Genomic DNA, 2902 nt, shown 5'->3' on the forward strand with positions numbered 1-2902 from the left:
GGGCGGCCCGCACCTGGTGCGGGCCGCCCCTTCGAACTACCTCGGCGAGTTGTGAACTACCTCGGCACCTATCGGGGGGCCGGGGTCTCGAGGTCGAAGCCCGGGTCGACATCGACGATCTCCAGCAGCTCGCCGATGCGCGTGACCTCGAGGAGGAAGCGGACGGTGGGCGGGGCGCGCAGCACCCGCACGCGGTGCGGGCTGCGCGACGCGAGCCGTGCGAGGAACGCCACACCCGAGGAGTCCATGAAGGTGACGTGGTGGGCATCGATCTCCACGGGGAGCCCGGAGCCCTCGGCGTCGGAGATCGCCTCGCCCAGCTCGGCGCCGATGTCCGCGTCGATCTCGCCGGACAGCACGACGCGGGCGCGCGAAGCACCGACGATCACGTGCACGCTGGCGGGATCGCCCAGGTCGGGCGGCATGTCCGCTTCCTTGACGTCCGCACGCCGCAGGTCACGTGGGGTCGTGTTCGATCCGTCGTGCACGGTGCTCCTTCCACGCGCGGGGCGTTCATCTCGAGTCTCGGCCGACACCAATCTACGGTTGAATGACCAGCAAGAACACCAACCAGGGCGGGGAATCTTGGCAGTGGAGGCATTATGACCGAATCATCCGGTCCTGTGCCGCCCCTCCCCGGGGGATTTCTTGACGCCGCCGTCGCGGACTCCGTCATCCCGGTCTTCGTGACCGGCTCGTGGGGCGACGGCATGCCCGTGCTGTGGGTCAACGACGCGTTCACCCACGAGACCGGGACGGACGCGGCCCGTCTCGCCGCGCTCGGGAGCCACGCCCTGCTGTCCCTCGTCGTGGACGACGCCGACCGCGCTCGCAGCCAGGACGAGCTCCGCGCGGGGCGCCCCACGACGCGCCTGGTGCGCGGCCGCCGCGCCGACGGGTCCCTCACCTGGTGGCAGCTGACGGTGTCTCCCGTGCGGGACGCGGACGGGGCCGCCGCCCGCTGGTTCGGCACCGCCACCGACGTCTCGACGCACGTGGAGCGGCAGGCCGCGCAGCTCGCCTCCCTCGAGGTCGAGCGCCGCGAGCGCGCCGACCTGGACCTCATCGCCCAGACGACGGAGCTGCTCGGCGACCTGGAGTACCCGTACGCCCTGCGCGACATCGCCGACCTGCTCCGCTCCGTCGTGCCGTGGGCGGGGTTCTACGTCAACGACGACGGCCTGCTCTTCGCGGACGGCGTGGACGTCGCCTCGCCGCCGAGCGGGCGCGGCCGGCGGCACGCCCGCTACGTGCCCGAGGCCCCCGAGGCGGACGCCGCCGACCGGCCGCCGCACGACGGGCACGAGCCGCCCCGCGACGAGGTCCAGGACCTGCTCGAGGGCGTCGTCGAAGGGCCCGTGATGCTCCGGCTCGACGCACGCTTCCCGGCGCACTCGGCCTCCGGGTGGCTGCGCCGCGACCTGCTGCGCCGGGTGGTCGAGGAGACAGGCGCCCTGCCGCGCGCCGTCGTCGTGCACGCCGTGGCCGGCCGCCGCCGCGTGCTCGGCCTCCTCGCCACCTGGCACGGCGTCGGGGTCGCCGCCGACGGCACCGTCACCGAGGACCCCCGGGCCCCCGCGTCCGAGCCGCAGCACGTGCACACCGTGATCGAGGTGGTCGCCCGCCGCGCCGGCACCGCCATCGACAACGCGCGCCTGTACGCGCGCGAGCACCGGCTCGCCGAGGCCCTGCAGCGGGCCATGCTGCCCGAGCAGGCCGACGTCTCCGGCCTCGACGTGTGGACCTACTACGCGCCCAACGCCGAGCACGCCCAGGTGGGCGGCGACTGGTACGACGTGCTGCAGATCAGCGACGGCACCGTCGGCCTCGTCGTCGGGGACGTGGTCGGGCACGACGTCGAGGCCGCGGCCGCCATGGGGCAGCTGCGGTCCGTGGTCCGCTCGTACGCGTTCGAGCTCGCCACGCCCGGGATCGTCGTGGACCGCGTCGACCAGCTCGTCACCGGCATGCGGATCCCGCGCTCCGCCTCCATGGTCTACGCGACGCTGCGGCACCAGCCCGACGGCGACGCCTGGACCGTGCAGTACACCCGCGCCGGGCACCTGCCCCCGCTGCTCCTGCGCGACGGCACGGTCACGCAGCTCGCGGGCGGGGCGGGCTCGCTCGTCGGGTTCGGGTCGAAGCCCCGCACCACCGGGCAGGCCGAGCTGCGCCGCGGCGACGTCATGCTCTTCTACACCGACGGGCTCATCGAGCGCCGCGACCGGTCGCTCAAGGTGGGGCTCGACGCCCTCGTCGAGACGTCCGCCCGCATCACCGCGCGCGACGCCGCCGGCGTGGGGGAGGAGCTGCTGTCCCGGCTCGCCGACGCCCCCGAGGACGACGTCGCGCTCGTCGTCGTCCGCGTGCCCGACCCCGTCGCCGACGCCGAGACCCAGCCGCTGAGCCCCCGCTCCCGGCGCTGGCTGCTGCCCAGCGAACCCGCGTCCATCGGCCGCGCCCGGCACGCCGTGCTCCGCACCTGCCAGGCGTGGGGGCTGCCGGAGTCCGCGTCCGCCGAGCTCGTCGTCTCCGAGCTCGTCGCCAACGGCGTGCTGCACGGGTGGGGCAACATCGCCCTGCGCCTCTTCGACACCGGCGACGGCCTGCGCATCGAGGTGGAGGACTCCAACCCCGCGCCGCCCGTCACCACCGACGGGCACCCCAACCGCGTCGGCGGGTTCGGGATGCAGATCGTCGAGCGGCTGGCGGACTGGGGGTGGCGGCCCGCCGGGTCCGGGAAGCTGGTGTGGGCGAAGCTGCACGCTTCTTCGGTGCCGGGGTAGCTGTTCCGGGGTGCTGTTGCTCGTGGTTGCTTCCGCGCGGGGCCGGGGCGTTCGTGTCGCGAGGCGCGCCATCCGCCGCTCGTTCCTCGCGGCTCCCGCCAGGCCCGACCAGCCTC

The 2902-nt window shown here is 74.5% G+C and carries 2 protein-coding genes; one reads left to right on the plus strand and one right to left on the minus strand.

Translation table 11 applies throughout. The features are described 5' to 3' along the window. Nucleotides 1-68: 68 nt before the first annotated feature. The gene (locus tag ACFWDO_RS21335) at nucleotides 69-425 is read right to left on the minus strand and encodes an STAS domain-containing protein (RefSeq protein ID WP_380347171.1); all 357 of its coding nucleotides are present in this window, start codon (nucleotides 423-425) and stop codon (nucleotides 69-71) included. Between the two features lie 177 nt (nucleotides 426-602). On the opposite strand from ACFWDO_RS21335, the gene ACFWDO_RS21340 reads away from it, so the two are divergent. Continuing rightward, nucleotides 603-2786 carry a SpoIIE family protein phosphatase gene (locus ACFWDO_RS21340; protein ID WP_380347173.1) on the plus strand — a complete coding sequence of 728 codons (2184 nt, stop codon included), beginning with the start codon at nucleotides 603-605 and terminating at the stop codon, nucleotides 2784-2786. Nucleotides 2787-2902: the final 116 nt, after the last annotated feature.

The organism is Isoptericola sp. NPDC060185 (assembly GCF_042728595.1).
Lineage (GTDB): Bacteria > Actinomycetota > Actinomycetes > Actinomycetales > Cellulomonadaceae > Isoptericola.